This is a genomic window from Rhizobium sp. NZLR8 (assembly GCF_019685025.1).
GTDB lineage: Bacteria > Pseudomonadota > Alphaproteobacteria > Rhizobiales > Rhizobiaceae > Rhizobium.
Genome location: NZ_JABDVY010000012.1, coordinates 179956 through 202187 on the forward strand (window position 1 = coordinate 179956; position 22232 = coordinate 202187).

General features: G+C 60.6%; 19 protein-coding genes. 9 read left to right on the forward strand and 10 right to left on the reverse strand.

Going from position 1 to position 22232, the window contains the following annotated elements:
• Positions 1-7: 7 nt before the first annotated feature.
• The 5 genes from HJB89_RS24170 to HJB89_RS24190 all read right to left on the reverse strand — a co-directional run bounded on the left by HJB89_RS24170 (position 8) and on the right by HJB89_RS24190 (position 6091).
• Positions 8-1117, reverse strand: coding sequence for a sn-glycerol-3-phosphate import ATP-binding protein UgpC (locus tag HJB89_RS24170; protein WP_207581584.1), 1110 nt, complete (start codon positions 1115-1117; stop codon positions 8-10).
• A gap of 12 nt (positions 1118-1129) precedes the next feature.
• Positions 1130-2044 (reverse strand): ABC transporter permease subunit, encoded by a 915-nt coding sequence (locus HJB89_RS24175; RefSeq protein ID WP_164016154.1) that lies wholly within the window; start codon positions 2042-2044, stop codon positions 1130-1132.
• Positions 2045-2055: 11 nt separating this feature from the next.
• Complete coding sequence (locus HJB89_RS24180) at positions 2056-2940, reverse strand: carbohydrate ABC transporter permease (RefSeq protein WP_207581585.1); 885 nt, start codon at positions 2938-2940, stop codon at positions 2056-2058.
• Between the two features lie 227 nt (positions 2941-3167).
• Positions 3168-4523, reverse strand: coding sequence for an extracellular solute-binding protein (locus HJB89_RS24185; protein ID WP_221116534.1), 1356 nt, complete (start codon positions 4521-4523; stop codon positions 3168-3170).
• Between the two features lie 362 nt (positions 4524-4885).
• Complete coding sequence (locus HJB89_RS24190) at positions 4886-6091, reverse strand: ROK family transcriptional regulator (protein ID WP_221116533.1); 1206 nt, start codon at positions 6089-6091, stop codon at positions 4886-4888.
• Positions 6092-6284: 193 nt separating this feature from the next.
• Between HJB89_RS24190 and HJB89_RS24195 the strand changes: the two genes are divergently transcribed.
• From HJB89_RS24195 to HJB89_RS24220, 6 genes are all read left to right on the forward strand, one after another.
• Complete coding sequence (locus HJB89_RS24195) at positions 6285-7523, forward strand: extracellular solute-binding protein (protein WP_207581588.1); 1239 nt, start codon at positions 6285-6287, stop codon at positions 7521-7523.
• Between the two features lie 75 nt (positions 7524-7598).
• Positions 7599-8483 carry a carbohydrate ABC transporter permease gene (locus tag HJB89_RS24200; RefSeq protein ID WP_207581589.1) on the forward strand — a complete coding sequence of 295 codons (885 nt, stop codon included), beginning with the start codon at positions 7599-7601 and terminating at the stop codon, positions 8481-8483.
• Positions 8483-9328, forward strand: a complete 846-nt coding sequence (locus tag HJB89_RS24205; RefSeq protein WP_207581590.1) for a carbohydrate ABC transporter permease — start codon at positions 8483-8485, stop codon at positions 9326-9328. Before HJB89_RS24200 ends, HJB89_RS24205 begins: the two co-directional genes overlap by 1 nt.
• Positions 9325-10347: an SIS domain-containing protein gene (locus tag HJB89_RS24210; RefSeq protein WP_221150608.1), complete on the forward strand. Its 1023-nt coding sequence runs from the start codon at positions 9325-9327 to the stop codon at positions 10345-10347. The genes HJB89_RS24205 and HJB89_RS24210 overlap by 4 nt, the downstream gene beginning before the upstream one ends.
• Positions 10348-11277: a PfkB family carbohydrate kinase gene (locus HJB89_RS24215; RefSeq protein ID WP_221150609.1), complete on the forward strand. Its 930-nt coding sequence runs from the start codon at positions 10348-10350 to the stop codon at positions 11275-11277.
• The gene (locus HJB89_RS24220) at positions 11274-12353 is read left to right on the forward strand and encodes an ABC transporter ATP-binding protein (RefSeq protein ID WP_221150610.1); all 1080 of its coding nucleotides are present in this window, start codon (positions 11274-11276) and stop codon (positions 12351-12353) included. Before HJB89_RS24215 ends, HJB89_RS24220 begins: the two co-directional genes overlap by 4 nt.
• 27 nt (positions 12354-12380) lie before the next feature.
• Here the strand turns inward: HJB89_RS24220 and HJB89_RS24225 are convergent, their stop codons facing one another.
• The 5 genes from HJB89_RS24225 to HJB89_RS24245 form a co-directional block, all read right to left on the reverse strand.
• The gene (locus HJB89_RS24225) at positions 12381-13208 is read right to left on the reverse strand and encodes a glycoside hydrolase family 16 protein (RefSeq protein WP_207581594.1); all 828 of its coding nucleotides are present in this window, start codon (positions 13206-13208) and stop codon (positions 12381-12383) included.
• 51 nt (positions 13209-13259) lie between these two features.
• On the reverse strand, positions 13260-14741 hold the full coding sequence (locus tag HJB89_RS24230; protein WP_221132294.1) for a lipopolysaccharide biosynthesis protein: 1482 nt from the start codon (positions 14739-14741) through the stop codon (positions 13260-13262).
• Between the two features lie 83 nt (positions 14742-14824).
• The gene (locus tag HJB89_RS24235; protein WP_207581596.1) at positions 14825-16069 is read right to left on the reverse strand and encodes a glycosyltransferase family 4 protein; all 1245 of its coding nucleotides are present in this window, start codon (positions 16067-16069) and stop codon (positions 14825-14827) included.
• Complete coding sequence (locus tag HJB89_RS24240) at positions 16066-17412, reverse strand: glycosyltransferase family 4 protein (protein ID WP_207581597.1); 1347 nt, start codon at positions 17410-17412, stop codon at positions 16066-16068. The genes HJB89_RS24235 and HJB89_RS24240 overlap by 4 nt, the downstream gene beginning before the upstream one ends.
• A complete protein-coding gene (locus HJB89_RS24245; protein ID WP_207581598.1) occupies positions 17412-18149 on the reverse strand; it encodes a Crp/Fnr family transcriptional regulator in 738 nt (245 codons plus the stop codon). The genes HJB89_RS24240 and HJB89_RS24245 overlap by 1 nt, the downstream gene beginning before the upstream one ends.
• A gap of 471 nt (positions 18150-18620) precedes the next feature.
• Between HJB89_RS24245 and HJB89_RS24250 the strand changes: the two genes are divergently transcribed.
• The 3 genes from HJB89_RS24250 (at position 18621) to HJB89_RS24260 (ending at position 22229) form a co-directional block, all read left to right on the forward strand.
• Entirely contained in the window at positions 18621-19322 is a 702-nt protein-coding gene (locus tag HJB89_RS24250; RefSeq protein ID WP_207581599.1) for a sugar transferase, read from the forward strand.
• Positions 19323-19455: 133 nt separating this feature from the next.
• Positions 19456-21210, forward strand: a complete 1755-nt coding sequence (locus HJB89_RS24255) for a GNVR domain-containing protein (RefSeq protein ID WP_221132292.1) — start codon at positions 19456-19458, stop codon at positions 21208-21210.
• Positions 21207-22229 carry a glycosyltransferase family 2 protein gene (locus HJB89_RS24260; RefSeq protein ID WP_207581601.1) on the forward strand — a complete coding sequence of 341 codons (1023 nt, stop codon included), beginning with the start codon at positions 21207-21209 and terminating at the stop codon, positions 22227-22229. Before HJB89_RS24255 ends, HJB89_RS24260 begins: the two co-directional genes overlap by 4 nt.
• Positions 22230-22232: the final 3 nt, after the last annotated feature.

Sequence of the window (22232 nt, forward strand, 5' to 3'; positions counted from 1 at the left end):
CGTCCCCTCACGCGTGAACGGCGCCAGCGCTGCTCATCACAGGGTTCTCGATGATCCGGCCGGTATCGGCGGCATAGAGATGGATCGCGTTATAGTCGATCGCGATGCCGATCGGATCGCCGGACTTCACCTTCACGGCTTCGGTCAGCGCCACGGCAAAGGGCAGCCCGTCGAAATCGGCGTGAACGACACGGCTCGCGCCGAGTTCTTCGATGAAATCGGCCGTTGCAGTGAGAGCACCGGGCGCATCCGGGGCCACCAGCCGGGCCGCTTCGGCGCGCATGCCGAGCACGACGCGTTTGCCTTTCAGCGGTGCTGCGCGCTCGCGCGGCAGCGCGATCTTGCGGCTCTGGTCGTAGACGAAGACACCCTCGTCATTGATTGTGCCTTCAAGCAGGTTCATCGCCGGCGTGCCGACGAAGCCGGCAACGAAACGCGACACCGGATGATGATAGACTTCTTCCGGGGTGCCGACCTGCTCGACCCTGCCGCCGTTCATCACCACCAGCCGGTCAGCCAGCGTCATGGCCTCGGTCTGGTCATGCGTGACGAAGATCGAAGTGGCGCCAAGGCGGCGATGCAGCCGGCGGATTTCGGCGCGCATGGCGATGCGCAGCTTGGCGTCGAGGTTCGAAAGCGGCTCGTCGAAGAGGAACACTTTCGGTTCGCGGATCATCGCACGGCCCATGGCGACGCGCTGGCGCTGCCCGCCGGAAAGGGCGGCGGGCCGGCGGTCGAGGAAGGGTTCCAGGCTGAGCGCCTTGGCGACTTCGGCGATGCGGCGCTCACGCTCCACCTTGGAGACGCCGGCCACTTTAAGGGCATAACCGATATTCTCGGCGACGCTCATATGCGGATAGAGCGCATAGTTCTGAAACACCATGGCGCAGCCGCGCTCGCGCGGCTCAAGCCGGTTGACGACGCGCCCATCGATTGCGATTTCGCCGCCGCTGATTTCCTCCAGGCCGGCGATCATGCGCAACAGTGTGGACTTGCCGCAGCCGGACGGGCCGAGGATGACGATGAACTCACCGGACTGGATTTCGAGATCGACGCCGTGAACGACGGGATTCTTGCCGTAGCTCTTCTTCACATCACGGATTGAGATAGGTGCCACAGGACTATTCCTTCATTTCTCGGTAGAGATAAGGCCGCGCACGAACCAACGCTGCATCAGGATGACGAGCACCAGCGGCGGCGACATGATGATAAGTGTACCTGCCATGGCGACGTTCCAGTCTGGCAGGCCGAATTCGGAGGGAATGAGGGTCTTGAGCTGCGTCACAGCAATGCCGAAATTCGGATCGGTAGTAATCAGCAGCGGCCAGAGATACTGGTTCCATGCCCAGACGAACATGATCGTGAACAGTGCGATCATGTTGGGCCGCGAAAGCGGCACCAGAATGTCCCAGAAAAACCGGACAGGACCCGATCCGTCCATCTTCGAGGCCTCGGCAAGTTCGTCCGGAACCGTCAGGTAAAACTGCCGGTAAAGGAAAGTGCCGGTCGCCGTTGCGACCAACGGCAGAACGAGACCGGGATAGGAATTCAGCAGGCCCCATTCGAGCTTGATCTGGATGCCGGTGATCTGCGCCACGAGCCAGCTTATGCCGAGGACATCAAGGATCGTCTGGAACGGCTGCAGCGCATTGGCCGCGATCGAATAGGTCGGCACGATGCGGACCTCCAGCGGCAGCATCAGCGTGATGAAGATGATCCAGAAAATCACATACCGGCCGCGGAAGCGGAAGTAGACGATCGAGAAGGCTGCCATGGCAGAAAGGATCACTTTGCCGGCGCCGACCGCCGCGGCGAAGATGATACTGTGAAACAGCTTGTTGCCGAGATCGGCACGGACCCAGGCGGTCTGGACGTTTTCCCAGAAATGCGAGCCCGGCGTGAGCGGCAGCGGCACACGATTGACCGTCTCCAGATCGAGGGTCGACGCGATGATGACAATGGCGAAAGGCAGGAGCGCGATGACCATGCCGAGCGCGAGAAGCGTATAGCAGATGAAATTGAATATTGGGGTGCGTTCGATCATGTGCAGGGGCCTTACTTGTAGTGCACGCGCCGCTCGATAAAGCGGAACTGAAAGATGGTAAGAAGAACCACGAGCACCATCAGAATGATCGACTGGGCTGCGGCGCCCGAATAATCGAGGCCCCTAAAGCCGTCGAAATAGATCTTGTAAACCATGAGGTCCGTCGCGCGCGCCGGCCCCCCCTGCGTCATGACGTCGACGATGCCGAAGGAATCCTGGAAGCTCTCGGTGATGTTGATGACGAGCAGGAAGAACAGCGTCGGCGTCAGCAAGGGCAGCTGAATATCCCAGATACGGCGCATCGGCCCCGAACCGTCCATTGCGGCGGCCTCGATCAGCGAACGCGGAATGCCTTGCAGCGCCGAGAGGAAGAAGATGAAATTGTAGCCGATATATTTCCAGGAGAATGCAACGATGACGGCGATCATCGCATCCTTGCCGTCGAGCGCCGGATTCCAGAGACCGGGCCAGACGTGATTGATGACCGACAGAAGGCCTGCCTCCGGCGCCAGGATGAAGCGGAAGGCGAGACCGAGAGCGGGCGCGGCAATCGCGTAGGGCCAGATGAAGACCGACCGGTAGATCTTATGGCCGCGCAGTTCACGATCTGTCAAAAGCGCTAGGATGAGCGCCAGACCCATGGCAATGGCCGTCGAACTGAAGCCGAAGATCATGCTGCGGGAAATCGAGTCCCAATAGACCGGGTCGGTAAGCAGCTGTTTGAAATTGTCGAAACCGACCCAGGCATTGCCGCCGCCCCATGGCTGCTCGAGCGTGAACGCCCAATAGAGCGCCTGGGCGCTAGGCCAATAGAAGAATACGAAGATCAGCAGCAGCATCGGAAATGCAAAGAGCAGTCCGATCGTCGTCGAGGAGAAAGTGACGCGCTTTTCCATGAGTGGTCGTTTTCGCCCTGGTTTGACCCACAGCGCCGCGCCTCTTTCAGACGCGCAAAGGACGCTGCAGCTTTTGAATTGCTGCATAATTTATCCCTAAATCGATTCCGATTTAAGGGATTATGCAGTAGGCGCGGGCGGCGAGTTCGCATCCGCGTCCGATTGAAGAACCTGCAAAACGCACCCAGCGCGCCAAACGCGGGCTGGGTGCGGCTCATATCGGATGATCAGGGAAGCTGAACGTTCTTGTAGGTCTGCTGGAAGCGACGCAGGAGCTGGTTGCCGCGTTCGGCCGCGCCGTCGAGCGAAGCCTGGACGTCAGCGTTGTTGACAAAGATTGCCTGCAGGCTGTTTGCGATTTCGGTGCGAACCTGCAGCAGGCCGCCGAGGCGGATGCCGTGCGCAGCCGTGTCGTCAGCAGGCGATGCGGTCAGGCTCTGAATGGCGAGTTCGCGGCCGGCATAGGGAGCCTTGTCGTAGAAGCCCTGCTTCTTCAGGTATTCGAAACCGGAGTTGCGAACCGGGATATAGCCGGTAACAGTCGACCAGGTGAGAGCTTCTTCCGGCTTTGCGATGAAGTTGAAGAAGGCAGCAGCAGCCTTGTATTCGGCGTCGGAGTGACCCTTCAGAACCCAGAGCGAAGCGCCGCCGACGTAGGAGCTGTGGCGGGTTGCGTTGCCGTAGGTGGGGAGCATGGCAACGCCCCAGTTCATGCCCTGCTTGGCGGTGCGGCCAACATTGCCATGGTCGCCGACCGAGGTCAGGATGACCTGGCAATCGCCGGCGGCGAAAGCCTCGACGAAAGTCTGGCCGACGGCCTTGTTCTTGATGAAGGCAAGCTTGTTGTCGTACCAGGACTTGAGGTCCTTGACATAGCTGACGAGCAGCGGGTTCTTGTTGAACGCCAGCTCGGCGTCGAGGCCTTCAAAGCCGTTCTTCTTCGTCGCGATCGCTTCGCCGTTGACGGCTTCGAACTGCTCGATGTACTGCCAGACTTCGTTGTTGGAGATGTCGAAGGCGAGCGGGCAAGCATAGCCGGCGTTCTTCAGAGCCTTGAAGTCTTCGCCGGCTTCCTGCCAGGTGGCGGGAGCATGGTCTTTGCCGATCTTGGCGAAGGCATCCTTGTTCCAATAGAGCAGAGCGGTCGAGGAATTGAAGGGGAACGAATACATCTCGCCCTTCGACGTCGCATAATAGTTTGCGATGCCGGAGAAGTAATCTTTCCAGTCGACATTGTAGCCCATGTCGGTCATCAGCTTGTTGGCCGGGTAGTAGGCGCCGGAAAGCATGATGTCGAGCGTGCCGGCGTCGGAGACCTGGGCGATGGTCGGCTGCTTGCCGGCGCGGAAGGCGGCGATGGTGTTCTGCAGGGAAGCGTCGTAGCTGCCCTGGCTGGTGCAGACGACTTCATAATCGGCCTGCGACTGGTTGAACCGATCGCACTGTTCCTGGACCCGCTTTGCGATGTCACCGGAATTGCCGAACCAGAAGTCAATCTTGGTCTTATCGGCGGCGGCAGCGGGACCAGCAAGAAACGCTGTAGCGAGAAGGGCGCCTACGGCGCCGAGAAGCTTGGCTTGCATGAGAACCTCGAACGTAAAAGAGACGCGCACTTTCAGCGCACGCCCTATTAGCTGGTTCAAATTGCTGCGGCTAATGAATATTACATGACATGAAACGATCGAAATCGTGCCGTCACAAAACCTTCATTCGGATGTTATTTGCCGCAGCCGAGGCTATATTTAGAGAAGCCTCGCCAGCCTCCCCAGCGCACTGCCGAACAGTTATATTCATATTCGAATAATTATAATTATCAAGGGTTTTCAATATTTGCCTATATTGCGACAGAGCATCCTTATTCGGGGATACCGTCACATGAAACTGGCAGAAACGGCTATCTTTCTGCCACTGCACTCGTGTGCAACGTCTGGTTTTAGCCTTGAAATCAAAGGGAATCCTTCAAAATTGCAGCAAAACGCGGATCGAACGCGTGGCTGATCGGCCCGGCGGCAGCACCGAGTGCGACCGACCAGGGATCGGCCATACCGGGCTGCAGGCGCGGCAGTATGCGACCGCGACGTTCGGCGATCGAGGGCAGCAACCGGCCGATTGCCGCAATCAACTTGTTCACCAGCGCTTCCGGCGCGCTGCCGCAAAGGATAACGGTTTGCGGATCGAACAGGGTCTCGATGAGATGGATGCTCCAGCGCAGGTCGACCGCCGCCGCCTCGACCCAGGCGTCGATGCTTTGATCGCCGCTCAAGGTAAGGTCGTTGATGCGTGCGTGGAGGTCGGGATCGGCGGGATCGGCCGAGAGATGCTGATAGAGCGAGGCGAGGGAGGCACGATGTTCGAGCGGCGTCGATTTGCCGTCGGCAAACAGCAGCGCCATGCCGATCTCGCCGGCATTGCCGTTCGCGCCGCGGTAGAGCTCGCCATTCAGGATGAGCCCGGCACCGATGCCATAGCCGACGAAGAGGCAGATGGCATGGTCGAGCCCATGGGCCGCCCCCACCATGCGCTCGGCGGTCGCCGCCGCCGCCGCATCGTTCTGCAGGTCGACATCGAGCCCGGTGCCGGCAGTCAGCGTTTCCAACAGCGGAAACTTCTGCCAAGCCTCCATCATCCACGGATCGTCGCCGCTACCGGCGACGCCGAAGGGCCCAGGCATGGCCGCGCCGAGGCCGACAAGCCGCTTTTCCGACTGCCGGACGACGCCGGCAAGCTTCGAACGCACGCTGGCGACAAGATTGAGGATCACCTTCGCCCCCTGCGACGGACCTCCAGGTGGGAGCCCGGCCTCGTCGCGCACGAGAACGCTACCGACAAGATCGACCGCAACCGCACGCGTCACATGCCGGTCGATCTGCAGGCCGATCGCAAAGGCGCCTTCCGGCACGAGCCGATAGGGCGTCGAGGGCTGGCCCCTGCCCTTCCTCACCGCCTCCTGCGAACTGACGAGACCGTCGCGTTCGAGTTCCTCAATGATATTGGACACCGTCTGCTTGGTCAGCCGCGTCGCCCGCGCCAGATCGGCGCGGGAAAGCGCACCGTTGATTCTCAGGGCATCGATCATCACGCGCCGGTTATGGGCACTGGTGCCCCCGTGGTTGGTGCCGCTCTTGGCCCGGATCGGACGGCTGTCATTCATGTGCAATTGCCTCTTGACTCCAATAGAATGTTGAAGAAGTAATAAGTCAAGACACTTGACTTAATAAGGGACCGGAGAGTTCCAGGGAACGCAGGACGCCGACAAGGGCTCCGACGACGCTCCGAGACGACTTCTCGAACACCGATGGCGGAAGCCCTCGGCAATGCGTAAATGTCAAAAACTGGAGGCTGCAATGCTGAAATCCTTTAACAAGACGCTTCTCGGTGCGGCCTTGATCGGCGCATCTCTTGCACCGCACGCTTTCGCCGAGACGACGCTGAACGCGCTTTTCATGGCGCAGGCCGCCTATAGCGAGGCCGACGTGCGGGCCATGACCGATGCCTTCGCCAAGGCGAACCCCGATATCAAGGTCAATCTCGAATTCGTTCCCTATGAAGGCCTGCACGACAAGACGGTGCTGGCGCAGGGTTCCGGCGGCGGCTATGACGTCGTCCTCTTCGATGTTATCTGGCCGGCGGAATACGCCACCAACAAGGTGCTGGTCGACGTCTCCTCGCACATCACCGACGAGATGAAGAAAGGCGTGCTGCCGGGCGCCTGGACCACCGTGCAGTATGACGGCAAATATTTCGGCATGCCGTGGATCCTCGATACCAAATACCTGTTCTACAACAAGGAGATCCTTGAAAAGGCCGGCATCAAGGCTCCACCGAAAACCTGGGACGAGCTGACCGAGCAGGCAAAGACGATCAAGGACAAGGGCCTGCTCGCTACGCCGATCGCCTGGAGCTGGTCGCAGGCCGAAGCGGCAATCTGCGACTATACAACGCTCGTCAGCGCCTATGGCGGCGATTTCCTCAAGGAGGGCAAGCCCGCCTTCCAGACCGGCGGCGGTCTTGATGCGCTGAAATATATGGTCTCCAGCTATTCCTCCGGCCTGACCAATCCGAACTCCAAGGAATTCCTGGAAGAGGACGTCCGCAAGGTCTTCGAAAACGGCGATGCCGCCTTCGCGCTGAACTGGACCTATATGTACAATATGGCCAACGATCCGAAGGACAGCAAGGTCGCGGGCAAGGTCGGCGTTGTCCCGGCACCGGGTGTGGCCGGCAAGAGCGCGGCTTCGGCCGTCAACGGTTCGATGGGCCTCGGCATCACCTCGGCCAGCCAGCATCCGGATGAGGCCTGGAAATACATCACCTTCATGACCTCGCAGGCGACGCAGAATGCCTATGCCAAGCTCAGCCTGCCGATCTGGGCCTCCTCCTATGAGGACCCGGCCGTCACCAAGGGTCAGGAAGAGCTGATCTCCGCCGCCAAGGTCGGCCTCGCCGCCATGTATCCGCGTCCGACGACACCGAAATATCAGGAGCTTTCGACCGCCCTGCAGCAGGCGATACAGGAATCGTTGCTTGGCCAGTCCTCTCCCGAGAACGCGCTGAAATCGGCGGCCGATAATAGCGGTCTCTGATCCAGCTCAGAACCCCGGGCGGCGCCTGCCGTCGCCCGGTTTCCAAAAACTTAAGAATGAAGAAGGGTCGCCTTGATGTCGGGCACTTGGCTGACAACCCGCGCGTGGCTTTTGATGCTGCCGCTTCTCGTGGTCATGATATCGGTCATCGGCTGGCCCCTGATCGATACTGTCGGCCTCTCCTTCACCGATGCCAAGCTCGTCGGCACCGAAGGAAGTTTCGTCGGTATCGGCAATTACGCGAAGATGATCTCCGGCTCGAATTTTCAACGCACCCTCATCACCACCGCATGGTTCGCGATCGTCTCGGTTGCCGCCGAAATGGTGATCGGCGTTCTCGCCGCCCTATTACTGAACCAGCAATTCCGCGGCCGCGCCGCGCTTCGCGCCCTGATGATCCTGCCCTGGGCGCTGCCGACCGTCGTCAATGCCACGCTCTGGCGGCTGATCTACAACCCGGAATATGGCGCGCTGAACGCGGCGCTGACCCAGCTCGGCCTGCTTGATGCCTACCGCTCCTGGCTCGGCGAACCGGGCACGGCGTTGGCAGCCCTCATCGTCGCCGATTGCTGGAAGAATTTCCCGCTGGTGGCGCTGATCGCGCTGGCCGCACTCCAGGCCGTGCCGCGCGACATCACCGCCGCCTCGCTCGTCGACGGCGCCGGCGCTTTCGCCCGCTTCCGCTTCGTCATCCTGCCCTATCTCGCCGGCCCGCTGATGGTGGCCCTGGTGCTGCGCACGATCGAAGCCTTCAAGGTGTTCGACATCATCTGGGTCATGACCCGCGGTGGCCCGGCCAATAGCACGCGCACGCTGTCGATCCTCGTCTATCAGGAAGCCTTCTCCTTCCAGCGAGCCGGCTCCGGCGCATCGCTGGCGTTGATCGTGACGCTGCTGGTGACGCTGCTTGCCGCCGGCTACGCCGCCCTGGTGCGCAAGACCGCCGGGAGTGCGGCCTGATGGAACGCCAAAGCCCAATCTTTACCGCCTTCATCTATGTCTGCGCGCTGCTTCTTGCCGCCGTCATCCTGGCGCCGATCCTGTGGCTGTTCATCATGAGCATCTCGCCCGCCGCCGACCTTGCGGCGAAGCCATTGCGCTGGTGGCCGCAAACGGCGGATTTCTCTCGCTACGCCGTGCTGCTCTCGACGATCGAAAACAGCGCCGGCGCCGCCTTCACCTCGTCGCTGCGCAACAGCATCGAGGTGGCTGGCATGGCGACGATCGCGTCGATCGCGCTCGCCATTCCGGCCGGCTGGGCGGTGTCGCGCACGCCTTCTGTGGGATGGTCGCTGTCGATGGTGATCGGCACCTATATGCTGCCGCCGGTGGCGCTTGCGGTGCCGCTCTATATGGGTCTCTCCCATCTCGGCATGCTGAACAACGTCTTCGGCCTGGCCCTCGTCTATCTCAGCATCCTGGCGCCCTTCACCACCTGGCTGATGAAATCGGGCTTCGATTCCATCCCACGCGAAATCGAATCCGCCGCAATGATCGACGGCGCCGGCCTGTTCCAGACGCTGAGGATCATTACGCTGCCGCTCGCCGGCCCCGTGGTCGCGACGTCAAGCCTGTTTGCATTCCTGCTTGCCTGGGACGAATTCTTCTATGCGCTGCTTTTCACCTCCGACCAGCGCGCCAAAACGCTGACCGTCGCCATCGCGGATCTCGCCGGTGGCCGCGTTTCCGATTACGGACTGATCGCCACGGCAGGCGTGCTCGCCGCCCTGCCTCCGGTGCTGATTGGTCTCATCATGCAACGTGCCCTGGTTTCAGGGCTCACCAGCGGCGGCGTCAAGGGATGAACATGACAACAGAAACAATCCGGCCGGCCGGACTTGCCGCGATCGATCGCGAGATGGCGCGCCAGCATGCCGATGCGATCGCCTCCTATGAAGTTGCCGGGCCGAGCGCGACAAGAGCCGCCGTCTCGCTGAAGAAAACCGGCCGGCTGCTCCTGCTCGGCATGGGCGGCTCGCATGCCGTCAACCGCGCCGTCGAGCCGCTCTATCGGGCCCTCGGCATCGATTCCGTCGCCTTGCCACTGTCTGAGCAGCTTGGCCAGCCGCTACCGGTTGCTGGCAGGACGATCTTCGTCACCTCGCAATCAGGTGAGAGCGCCGAGGTGGTGCGTTGGTTCGATGAGACCGGTGGCACAGAGGAGACCTTCGGCCTGACGCTGGACGCAAGTTCCTTCCTCGCAAGAACCGCCCCGTCGCTGGTCGGCGTTGGCGGCACCGAGCTGGCTTTTGCCGCGACCCGCAGCCTGACGGTAACCTTCGCCCTGCATCTGGCAATCCTCGCCGCCCTCGGCGAAGATCCCGAGGCCGCACTTGCCATCCTCAACGCGCCTGAAGTCCATGACGTCGCCGCCGCCCTCACCGCGCTCGAAGACGTCGCAACGGTCGTCACCTCAGGCCGCCGGCTGCAGGGCATCGCCGAGGCATTGGCGCTCGGATTGACCGAATTGTCGCGCCGCCCCTGCTTCTCGCTTGAAGGCGGCCAGTTGCGCCATGGGCCGATGGAGATGCTGGGGCCGGAAATCGGCGTCGTGCTGTTCCGCGGCTTGGACGAGACATCCGGCTTGGTGACCGCAATGGCGATCTCCGCCGTCGAGACCGGCGCCCCCGTCATCCTGTTCGACGCATCCGGGCAAGCGCCGGTCGCCGGCGCGGTGACAATCCGCTTTACCCCGGTAACGGGCCTTGCCGCGATCTTCGCCATGCTGCCGGTTGCCCAGCGGCTGATGATCGCCTTTGCCGACGCCCGTGTGGAGAATGCCGGAACGCCGGTTCGATCCACCAAGATCACCCGGAGTGAATGAATGCGGCCGCTTGCAGTCATCGGCAACGTCAACGTCGACCTGATCCTTGGGCCGGCAGCCGCCTGGCCGAAGGCTGGGACGGAAATCATCGTCGATCACGACGAACTACGGGTCGGCGGAGCCGCCGGCAACAGCGCACTCACCTGGCAGGCGCTTGGCGTCGAATTCGAGATCGCCGCCAATATCGGCAGTGACCAATTCGGCCGCTGGCTGAGCGAAGCCTTCGGCCACCGTTCCGAGAAGTGGCCCATACGTCCTGAGAAAACGACGCTCTCCGTCGGCATCATCCATCCGGACGGCGAGCGCACCTTCTTCACGACCAAAGGCCATCTGCCGCGTTTCAGTCTGGCCGATGTCTTCGCGGTCCTCGACGCAGCGCGCCTTAGCAGCGGTTACGCCCTCCTTTGCGGCTCGTTCCTGACCGACGATCTGACCGAGCAATACGACCCCTTTTTCGACTGGGCCGACAGCCATGACGTTACCGTCGCACTCGACACCGGCTGGCCGCTCGACGGTTGGACGCAGCGGAATTGCGCGGCGACACGCGCCTGGCTGTCTCGCAGCGGCATCGCGCTGTTGAACGAAATCGAGGCGACGACGCTTGCCGGCATCGTCGATCCGATCGCGGCCGCACGTCACATCAGGCTGCATATGCCGCAGGATGCGATCGTCGTTGTTAAGCGTGGCCCGGACGGCGCGATCGCGATCGGGCCGGAGGGCGTGTTGGTTTCGGTGGGCGCACCCGTTGTCGAAGTTGTCGATACGATCGGTGCCGGTGATGTCTTCAACGCCGCTTTCCTCGCGGCTCTCGCTGGCGATGCGCCGCTGCTTTCCTGCCTGATAGCCGGAACGGAGGTTGCCTCGCGCGCCATCTCAACCCTTCCCCGCAATTATGGCGGCCCGACAACTCTTCAGGAGCCGGTGCGATGAGTGCGCTCGAAATCCAGACCATCCGCAAGTCCTATGGTGATGTCGAGACCCTGAAAGGCATCGACATCTCGCTGGAAAGCGGTGAATTTCTCGTTTTGCTCGGCTCGTCCGGCTGCGGCAAGTCTACGCTCTTGAACATCATCGCCGGACTTGCCGAGGCAACGAGCGGCGATGTCAGGATCGGTGGGCGCTCGGTGCTCGGCGTGCATCCGAAGGACCGTGACATCGCCATGGTCTTTCAATCCTACGCGCTCTATCCTAATCTGACGGTGCACAGGAACATCGGCTTCGGGCTGGAAATGCGCAAAGTGCCGGCGGACGACCGCGACAAGGCCGTTCGCGATGCGGCAAAGCTCCTGCAGATCGAAAACCTCCTCGACCGCAAGCCGAGTCAGCTTTCCGGCGGCCAGCGTCAGCGCGTCGCGATCGGCCGTGCGCTGGTGCGCAAACCTGAGGTGTTTCTGTTCGACGAGCCGCTCTCCAACCTTGACGCCAAGCTGCGAATGGAGATGCGCACCGAGATCAAGCGGCTGCACCAGATGCTGAAGACGACGGTCGTCTATGTCACCCATGACCAGATCGAGGCGATGACGCTGGCAAGCCGCATCGCCGTTATGCGCGACGGCCGTATCGAGCAGCTCGGCACGCCGGAGGAGATCTACAACCACCCGGCAACGCTTTACGTCGCCACTTTTGTCGGCGCGCCGCCGATGAACCTTTTGAAGGCCACCGTTCGGGACAACCGGCTGGTGCTTTCAGGCTCCGATACTGGCCTGCCCCTGCCCGCCCGTTTCCGCGATACGGCCGACAATGGCCGCGACCTCGTCCTCGGCATCCGCCCCGAGGCGCTTCGCACAGACGGCCCCGGCCCGTCGATCGAGGCCAGCGCTGAGGTCGCAGAGCTGACCGGCCCGGAACTCGTCGTCACAGCCCTTGCCGGAAATCAGCGTCTGATGGCCTGCCTGCCGCCGCGCACGCCGATCCGCGACAACGAAAAGCTGACCCTCTTCTTCGACGAGGAGGCAATGCATCTCTTCGACGCTGAAACCGGTCTCAGCTGCCTCCGCGAGCAATAGGCCGGTCACGCACCACGAGCCACTCGTTCAATTCGCTGCGTCGGCAGGCTTCCGCTTGTAAACATGGATATAGTCGACGAGCAGAATGGAAGGGTTCGGCGTTTCATCGATCGGCCAACCCGAGCCAAGCGCCAAGTTTACCAACGGATAAAATGGCATGTGGAACTCTTTCGGCGTGTCGAAGCTCCAGATGAACTGACGATCGAAGTAAAAACTCGTCTTGTCAGCTTGGATATCGACGCCGTAGGTGTGATATTCGCTGTTCAAAATTCCGTGCTGGACGCTTTGCCAATGGCCACCGGTGCTGTTCTGGCCGCCCTGGCTCTGACGCCAGACATGAAAGCCCATGCTGAATTCGTAGGGCGCGCGTCCATAATATTCCAGCACGTCGATTTCGGAGGTGTATTTCGACCGATCGAGCCCGATGAGCCAGAATGCCGGCCAGACTCCCTTACCCGGCGGCAGCTTCATTCGTGCTTCGAAATAGCCGAACTGCTGCGAGAAACCTTCACCCTTCGGGTTCACCGACGAAAGCAAGCCCGAGCGCCAGGTGCCGTCGGCCTCCTTGCGCGCCTCGATCTTCAGAATTCCCTGATCGGTGGTAAATGGAAAGCCGGGGGCCGGATCGGTGAAACGGGCATCACCGAAATCACCGTTCCAGGGCGTATGGGCGATCCAGCGGGAGCTTTTCTCTCCCCAGGCCGAAACGTCAAGGCTGTCAAAACTCTCCTCGAACGTCAGCTGGTATGCATCGATATTGAGTGGTTCCTGGGCCACGCTGGGCTGGCCCGGCAACGCGCCCAGACCGAGGACGAGGAGCAAACCGAGCCCCTTAGCAGATATCCCGTAACGCATTACTACTCCTCTGGAAACGCCGAACCAATCATTGGGATGCACTCTTCTCGATCATGAGGTGAAGACCTCGTTTCGTCGTGGCATGAGCCTTTGGACGATGATGGTCTCGATACCGTCGGGCCTTCCGATCATCTGCCACAACAGCAAGGCGACAGCCCAGAAAATCCCCGCTGCCGCCCCGCCGAAAAGCGCGACGCCGACGATAAGATTGAGACCGACAGGCATGGCGACAAGCATCGGCTCCGCCCAGAGCAGGAAAGCGATCATCGGCAAGCTCGCGAGCAGAGGCCGGAAAAAGGACATCAATTGCGCGGCAAAACTCGCGCCGATCAGACGCCTTGTGATGACGAGCGATGCGCCATAGGCGACGAGGACTGCCACGAACCGCGCCCCCAGCGCGCCCGCCACCTGAAAATAGGCGATAGCCAGAATGGTAACCGGAGCCCTGACGGCGAACTCGACAAACATCCTGAGAGCGACATAGCGGGTATTGTTCATGACCATGGCCAATGGCGGCATCATGTTCGTGGGAAGACCGAGTAGGCTGACAAGGCACAGCCATTGCAGGATCGGTGCGGACGATGCCCATTTTTCGCCGACGAGGACGCGCACGGTCGGCTCTGCGAGGAGGGCAAGCGCGATGAGAATGGGTGCCGCGACGAAGGTGATCGCATTCGTCGCCTTTAGATAGGCGGCGACCAGGTTGCGGCGGTCTTCGACGGTGGAGAATGCCGCCATCAGCGGGCGTAGCAACGGTCCGACGAAGGTCTGGTACGGAATGCCCGCGATATTGTCGGCGACGCTGAAGGCGCCGAACGTCGACAAGCCCGTAAAACGCGGCAGAAGCAGCCGGTCCAGCTGCCAATTGATCGAATTCAGCACCTGCGACACGGTATTCCAGCTGATCATGTCCTGAAAATGCTTCCATTCGGAAAGGCTGAACGTCGGTCGCATCGGCGCAAAGACATAGGACGTGATCATCGCCGCCGTCGGGCCGGCGACCGCTCCGATCGCCAGCCCCCAGTAGCTGCCTGTTGCCACAGCTACACCCACCCCGAACAACAATGTCGATCCCTTGGCAATAAGATCGAGCGCGAACTCACGCTTGAAATCGAACCGCTGCATGAAAAGAACCATACGCGGGCTGATCATGCTGCGCATGGCAGGCGCGATCGATAGAACGGCGACAAGGGCGAAAAGCCGCGGATCGGCGTAGACCAGCGCCATTGGCCAGGAGATGATCATCATCAGCAGGCTGATAGCCAGCCCTCTCAGCAGGCTGAGGGTGAAGGCCGTGGCGAACATCTCGTCCGAAGGCGACGATTGGCGCATCAGGGCCTGGGTCAACGGCAGGTCCAGGATCGCCTCGACGATGACCAAGACCGACGTTGCGATGGCGACCAGGCCGAAATCCTCAGGGCTCAGCAGCCTTGCCAGGACAAGGAGGCTGACGAAATCGAGCATCCGCGCGAGGAATTTTCCGCTGATGGTCCAGATGCTCGCCGTCGCCGTCCTCTGAGATACGCTTGACATGATCTGTTTATCTATTCCTCGTCGGGGGCTTGAGACGGATTCGGGCGGGGCGCGGCAAGGCAGGCAGCTCCGTTCCTTCCCCCTCAACCGTGCCGTCTTCTGAAGACGTCGGCAGATCCGTCTCCATGGCTGGACAACTGTCGCTCGATCAGGCTGGACAGACGATCGCGGAATACGGCGGCGGAGAATTTCAGCGAGTGCGCGCGGATTGCATGCGGATCGATATCGTCCTCGACCGCTTCGAACGCTGCCATCGTTTCCAAAAGGGCTTCCGTCGTCTGTTGCGCGAAGCGAAAGCCGACCTGTGGCGCGGATACGGTTTCCCGGGCGCCGCCCGCGTCGAAAGCCAGAACCGGCCGCCCCGATGCCATGGCTTCCACCGGCAGGATGCCGAAATCCTCCGTGCCCGGAAACAACAGCGCGCGGCATCGCGACAGATGGTCGCGCAGCACGTTGAATGGCTGATGGCCGAGAAACTCAACGGTCGGGCCGGCGATCGACTTCAGATAAGATAATTGTTCTCCCTCGCCGATGACGACCAGCTTCCGGCCAGCCTCGGTGCAGGCGCGCACCGCGATATCCGGCCGCTTGTAGGTGGTCAGCTGTCCCGCATAAAGGTAAAATTCGCCTTTCCCCTTCCCCACCGCAAAATCGTCGGTCGCAACGGGCGGATGAATGACGACGGAGTCCCGGTCGTAGAAGCGGCGGATGCGGCTTGCGACATAATCGGAGTTGGCGACGAACACATCGACGCGCGAGGACGTCGTCACGTCCCAGGCGCGCAGCATCGGCGCGGTAATCGACATTAAGGCGCGTCCCAGCCAGGGAAGGCCATGGCGATAGACATGGAACTGATCCCAGATATAGCGCATCGGCGAATGGCAGTAACAGACATGGAGAGCGTCGGCGCGCGTGATGATGCCTTTGGCGGGCCCGGATTCGCTCGACAGGACCAGGTCGTAATCCTGCAGATCGAACTGCTCGAGCGCGAAGGGCATCAGCGGCAGCATCTTGGTATAATGCCGCTGCGCGCCAGGGATCTTCTGCAGGAAAGAGGTGCGGATGTTCCGCGTCTTCAGAAAATCGCTGATGCGATCCCGGTTACAGACGAGGGTGAAGATATCGGCCTGCGGAAACATGCGGCACAGCTCTTCAAGGACCTTTTCGCCGCCGCGCATCGAAACGAGCCAGTAATGCACGATGGCGACCCGAAGTTGCCCGGTTTCGCTTGTGCTTCCGCCCTCGGTGACGCGCCTTTTCGCCATGACAGGCGCATCGGTAAGAAAAGCCCTCGCGTCGGGAAGAGAGGTTGTTGCTTTAAGGGTCAACTCAATACTCCTTGTATCGCCACACCGTCTGTCAGCTCGGAAACCGTATTCGTCGAAATCAGGCTATGGTATTCGGCAAGAAGCGCATCGCGCCATTCCTCGTGTGTCGAGGCGAGATCCGGCGACAGCCGGAAAGCCCGCTCGCTCATGGCGCGGACCTCTTGCTTGGGCATTTGGCTAAATCTCGCCAGAGTGTCGGCAAAGGCGCTTTGATCGGCCGTATCGCAGGCAAGTGCCATGCCGGCTCTTTCCATTTCCTCGGCGAGAAAGGCGCTGCGCGACATGATCACGGGCAGACCGCTCCTGGCCGCTTCGATAGCGACGAGACCGAACGGCTCGGGATAACGCGAGGGCATCAACAGCGCACGCGCCTTGCGGATGGTCGGGCCGATCTCCGCATGCGACTGCCAGCCGACGGCCCTGACGTGATTTCCTGACGCGGCGACCAGCGGCATCAGTGGCCCGTCCCCGATCACGCAAAGCCGGACGCCGGCTCTGCGCGTGGCGGCTAGGGCGTCCTCCACGCCTTTCTCCTCGTCCAACCGTCCGATGAACACGAACTCGTCGTTGGCCTCTGCCACAATCCGTTTGATGGAAAGTGGAGCGACGGGATTGCGGATCGTCGTCAGCCTTTCGGGCCGATAGCCGGCGCCGACGAGAAAGCTCGCCATCTTCTCGTGCAGCAGAATTATCCGGCCGAAATTGGCCTGATCCTTCAAGAGCCGGAGGATATTCGAGCCGCGGGCGACACGCCACAATTTGTGCGAATAGCTTCTCTTGTCGCAAGCCGTCGCAATGCAGCCTCCGCCGAGCGGGCGTCGCAGGCAGATCTCCTGCGCCTGATAGTCGAAGAAGGCGCCGTTCGGGCAAGCCGTGAAGAAATCATGCGCGTGAACCACGCATCGTCTGGCGACCGGCACCAACGCCCTGAAAATCGCGGGGGACAGAATCTGGTGCCAGCCATGCACATGGTAGATGGTGTTGGCCGTATCGTTTGCAGCAATCCAGTTCGCGACCATGCGGACGGCGGCGCCATTGTGAATGCCGGTCACGAACGCCTTCGCACGCTCGGCACTGAGCAGGTCGCGGCTTTTCAGTCCGACCATCGAGACTCCGAGCGCGGCAAGCTCCGCATTGGCGGCGTTATCTCCGCAAATATAGGTCACCGGAATGCCGAGCCCGCGAAAAAGCTTGGCAGACAGCACCGCCAGGCCTGTCGCCCCGCCTCTGGCCACCGAGTAGTCGTCGATAATGACCAGGCGATCGATCTTTGTCGTGCCAGGGCCGAGAAACCGGCCGACGCGTGCGGTGGATCGGCTGGCCTCGGAAGGCGACAGGCGCATCATTTCACCGAAACCGCACCGTTGGCACAGGCTTCCAGCGCCTTTCGGTTAAGAATACGGATCTTGCCCTGCCCCCCGTCGATGATCTTGCCTTCACGCAGGCGCCGCAGGCATTGATTGACCTTCTCGCGGGACGCCGGCAGCGTCGCGGCCAGATCATTTTGCGAAATGATCAGTTCGTCCCCGCTGTTTGCCGCATCTTTTCCATAAACGGCGGAGAGCCGCAGCAGTGTGCTGGCCAGCCTCGACTGCAGGCTCGACGCCGCATTCGCAATGATCCGGAGTTCGAGCTCCGAAATACGCGCCAGCGCCCTGGAGAAGACCTTTTCGCGAAAGCTAGGATCGCTGGCATACATGTCGCGCAGCAGGCGGCCTTCGAAGAAGTGCAACTCGCAGTTGGAACCGGCTCGGTATTCTAGGCTCAACGTCTGTCTGCGCAAAACCTCGAGTTCGCCGATCAGGCCCGATTTTGGGATGATCTCAACGATAAATTCTCTGCCGTCGGGCAACATCGTGCTTGCGCTGACCACTCCCGAATGTACGCGAGCGAACATATCGATCAGGACGCCGGCCCCGGCGATGACCTCGCCGCGCCGGAAACGCCGAACGCTCGACCGGCACGAAAGGAATTCGTCGTCGAGCACTATGCGGCTGCCGAGATGAATGCCGCCACTAGCCGATATCGCCGCCTTGCCGACCCCGGCCCTGCGATCTGATGCGTGAGTCACCCCGTCCATGCGCATACTCCAGTACTCGAATAACGATAGGCAATGCTGCACCGCATCATTTATATTACCTTAATACCCAAGTCAAATAACATCCCCGATAGACAGCGTAAAGATTAAGACTACATTTGGGTGAAAAACAAAAATACACCATCATCGACAATCGAAAACTCGGCGTAACCGAAGAACGATTGTATGATTGGAAAGAGGTGCTCATTAAAAAGTCTTTCTAGTTAAAAAAAAGTCATAATCGAAAAGGTGATATCAAAAATATAATTGAATTTCAGTGAATTAATCACCTTTAAGTATGTTAGATTGCTCTTTAGAATGAAAATAATTCGCCCAAAGGTACAATCGGAGTTCTCTTCTGCCGTCTAGTAGCATAAAGAATTTATTAAGGATTATGACCTTGGTAACAGACAACAAGAGTGCGGCGCAGCAAACTTTGAACGGTTCTTAATCGGAAAGTTTTGGAGACCCCCTATGGCATGGGATGCACATAGTTTCGAAGCATGGTCGCGTGTCGGAAGGTCTGCGAAAGGCGGCGATCTGAATGCGTCCCGGCCTCGTGCAGCAGGCAGATCGTCCAAGCGCGCACTCGACCTTCTGATGGCGATCACCGCCCTGTTCCTGCTTTCCCCGCTTCTTTTGGTCGTCGCCTTGATCGTAAAGGTCTCCGACCGCGGCCCGGTCTTCTACTCCCATACGCGCATCGGCTTCAGCGGCGCGCCGTTCGGATGCCTCAAATTTCGCACGATGAAGACCGATGCGAGTGCTCAGCTTGCCGAATTGCTCGAAAACAACCCAGTTGCACGAACCGAGTGGGAGGCGACCCACAAGCTGAAGGACGATCCGAGGATTACGGCCGTCGGCGACATCCTGAGGCGGTCGAGCATCGACGAGCTTCCCCAGCTGTTCAATGTCCTGCGTGGCGAAATGAGCCTCGTCGGCCCTCGGCCAATCACCGTCGAGGAATTGCCGCGCTACGGCGAGCATATCTGGGCGTACATGGCAGTCCGCCCCGGCCTGACAGGCCACTGGCAAACCAGCGGGCGCAACGATGTCAGCTATGAGCACCGGGTTTCCCTCGACGTTCACTATCTCGATAACTGGTCGCTAGGCCGGGACTTAATCATCATTGCCAAGACCATTCCCGCACTGTTTTCGCAGCGGGGCTCGTACTGAGCAATTAGGAGAGAGCTGCCGATCATGCCTGAAATCGGAAGACATACACCTCCTCCGTCCCCTCCAAGCTGCAGGCACCTGGTCACCCGATACCTGGTTACTCCTTGATATCGCCATTTTGGATTAGGACGACATGACCTCGAGCACGATCTTCAGCGGCGTTTCTTCGATACCTCTGCCTGCCGCAACGACTGGGGCGAATTCACCGCTGACTTTGCGGGATATGCTTTTCTTTCTTAGAATGCGCTGGCTGTGGATTGCGGCGACGACGATAGCCTTCCTCGTAATGGCGGGGAGCTATGTACTGACCGCCGAGCCGACATTCGTTGCCAGCACGCAACTTTTGATCTTTCCCCAGGTGAGCGGCTCCGAAACACAGAGGGCCTTTGCGGAAGACGCATTCATAGAGGGACAGCTGGAAATCGCCAGATCCAGCGACGTCGTCGGCGGAACGGTAACGGCGCTGGATCTCGACACCGATCCGGAATTCGTCGATCAGGCGCCTTCGCTGCAGGACAGGGCAAAGAATTGGCTGACGGGCTTTTCTTCGCAACTGGATACGCCATCGCAGGAAGCGACGGGCAAGGGAACGAGAGAAGCGCAGCCGGAGGGGGAGCGGCTCCATGACTGGGCGACCGCCACCCTGCTGAACATGATGGAAATACGCCGGATCGGAAGTTCGACGGTCATCGAGATATCGGCCGCGGCAACGACCCCTCAGAAAGCCGTCGATATCGCCGACACGCTCGCCAGGCAGTATATCCAGAAGAATATCTCCATGAAGGCCAGCGCCGCCCGCCAATACAGCGACTGGCTGGCGAAGTTCATAACCGAGCAACAGCGAGGACTTGCCGAAGCTGCTAGCGCTTTGGCTGGCTTTACGAGCAATCCGCGCGATCAGTTCAAGCTTGCGGAGCTGCAAAGCGCGACGGACGCCCGCCGCACCCTTTATGAAAGCACCTTGAACCAGCTTACCGAAGCCAAGCAGCGCATCACCTACCCGGTGTCCGATGCCACGATCGTTTCGCGGGCCACGCTGCCTCTTTCGAAGGCCAGGCCACGCAGCACGCTTATCCTCGCCTTTGCGGCGGCGGTCGGTCTTGGTCTCGGCCTGGCACTTGCCATGATAAGGCACGCCGGTGATCGCCGGATCATCCGTCCCCATCAGATCGCGGAGGCCGCTGGACTGCCCTTCGTCACTCTGCTGGCGACATCGAAGAGGGCCAGCAATCGACACCCTGCGCGTTTCCTTGCGGCCGGCACTGATAGCAGCACTGCAGCCGCCTATCCTGATATCCCAGGCATGGCGGAACTGAGCGCGACGGTCGTCGGTCTTCGGCGCAAACGCCGGGTTGTGATTGGAATCGTCGCAATCGATCCCGGCAGCGGGGCATCGACCATTGCGTGTGAACTTGCCGTGCTGTCGTCGATATCAGGAGCTCGGACGCTGTTGATCGATGCGGCTGCACAGAAATCGTCGCTCAGCAAATCGATCGCGCCCTATAGTTCCACCGGCCTCGTCGATGTCCTCGACAATGGAGAACTGATTCAGACGGCGGCATTGCCCCTCACCCCGACGCTGAAGTTCCTTCCCCTCGGCGATGTCGAAGCGGTGACGCCGGCCATTCGCCTGAGCTCCCGTCGCACGCAGTTGAGCTTCGCCGATCTGAAAAAGGAATTCGACGCCATATTCGTCGACATTTCCGCATTCTCCGCTTCTCCGGATGCCAATGCGATCGCGCCGGAACTGGACGGCGTCCTCGTCGTCACCTCGCACGGCCGCACCTCGATCGACGATACCATGCGCATCATCGACACGATGCGGAACGTCGGCGCGGAGATCCTCGGCGCGATCATCAACCATGCACCGAAGAGAATGCAGTCATGACCTCATCTTCGGCAGGAGCAACCAGGCAGGACGGGCCAATCGCGCCGGCGCCTGGTCCTTGCGGCACTGAAGCCGCGTCAGGGGCCGCGAGCCGCCCATTGCGGATTGCCATCGGGATTGCTTCGGCAGGCCGCCCCTCGATCCTGCGGGAGACGATCGATTATCTCACCACCATGCCCGGTCAGGCTGAGCGGTTGATCGTCTGCGTGCCTTCGATCGACGATGCCACCGGGCTTGCCGACCGCATCGACGTGGACGTCATCATCGGCAGCCGTGGCCTGACCTCTCAGCGCAACAGGATCATCGAGGCCGCCGCGGCCGATACGGATATTCTGATATTCCTGGACGACGACTTCATTCCCGCAGCAACCTTCCTGTCGCGGATTGCGGCGGTCTTTACGCTAAGGCCCGACGTCGCGATCGCCACTGGCGAAGTCCTGGCTGACGGCATCCTCGATGGCGGCCTTAGCATGTCAAAGGCCCTGCAGGTTCTTGAAACGGCCGGCGAAGCGGCCGAACAGGTGACGGAGGTCTATAACGCCTACGGATGCAACATGGCGGTTCGCCTTTCATCCGTTGTCGAGCATGCGCTGACTTTTGACGAGCAGCTGCCACTCTACGGCTGGCTCGAGGATGTCGATTTCAGCAGGTCCATCGCCCGCTACGGCAGGTCCGTGCATGTCGAAGGCGCCCGCGGCGTGCATCTCGGCGTCAGATCCGGGCGCCAGCCCGGCCGAAGACTCGGCTATTCGCAGGTTGCCAATCCTGTTTATCTGATCCGCAAGGGCACGATGTCGAGGGCCCGCGCAATCGCACAAATCGGCCGCAACATCCTGGCGAACGCCTCGGGCCTATTGTTCAAAGACCGCTTGATTGACCGTTGGGGACGTTTGAATGGCAATTTGCTGGCGCTTTCCGATCTTCTTGTCGGCCGCGCCTCTCCGTCCCGCATTCTCGAACTCGGCAATCCGTCGCCGCGCGAGATGCCTTCGCCGTCGATCGCAACGAAACGGAGATAGATC